Source organism: Kitasatospora nipponensis, from assembly GCF_039528135.1.
GTDB lineage: Bacteria > Actinomycetota > Actinomycetes > Streptomycetales > Streptomycetaceae > Kitasatospora > Kitasatospora nipponensis.
Map to the genome: position 1 here is coordinate 1 of NZ_BAAALF010000538.1, position 966 is coordinate 966.

The 966-nt window shown below is 57.5% G+C and carries 1 rRNA gene; it reads left to right on the top strand.

The features are described 5' to 3' along the window. Positions 1-331: 331 nt before the first annotated feature. Positions 332-966, top strand: a 23S ribosomal RNA gene (locus ABD323_RS41740); the annotation flags it as partial.

Below are 966 nucleotides of genomic sequence, written 5' to 3' on the forward strand. Positions count from 1 at the left end.
CGTAACAAGGTAGCCGTACCGGAAGGTGCGGCTGGATCACCTCCTTTCTAAGGAGCACATAGCCGTCTGCGAGCGAATGTCTCGCACGGTTGCTCATGGGTGGAACGTTGACTATTCGGCACACACGGTCTGTTGGCCTCACAAGTACTGCTTCGGCGTGGAAAGTGAGACCAAGCGAGGTCGGGTGTGTCGGGCACGTTGTTGGGTCCTGAGGGAACGGCCGTATGGTCGTTGCTTCAGTGCCGGTCCTACTTGATGACATCTTCATAGGGTGCTGAGGGTGGGTGTCTGGTCGTTGTTTGAGAACTGCACAGTGGACGCGAGCATCTGTGGCCAAGTTTTTAAGGGCGCACGGTGGATGCCTTGGCACCAGGAACCGATGAAGGACGTGGGAGGCCGCGATAGGCCCCGGGGAGCTGTCAACCGAGCTTTGATCCGGGGGTGTCCGAATGGGGAAACCCGGCAGTCGTCATGGGCTGTCACCCATACCTGAACACATAGGGTATGTGGAGGGAACGCGGGGAAGTGAAACATCTCAGTACCCGCAGGAAGAGAAAACAACCGTGATTCCGGGAGTAGTGGCGAGCGAAACCGGATGAGGCTAAACCGATGTGGTGTGAGACCCGGCAGGGGTTGCCATATCGGGGTCGTGGGAAAGTTCTTCAGTCGTCTGCCGGCGGCTGGGTGAGTCAGAAACCGTATGGGTAGTCGAAGGACATGCGAAAGGTCCGGCGTAGAGGGTAAGACCCCCGTAGACGAAATCTGTACGGCTCACTTGAGCTTCTCCCAAGTAGCACGGAGCCCGAGAAATTCCGTGTGAATCTGGCGGGACCACCCGCTAAGCCTAAATATTCCCTGGTGACCGATAGCGGATAGTACCGTGAGGGAATGGTGAAAAGTACCGCGGGAGCGGAGTGAAATAGTACCTGAAACCGTGTGCCTACAAGCCGTGGGAGCGTCGTCTGC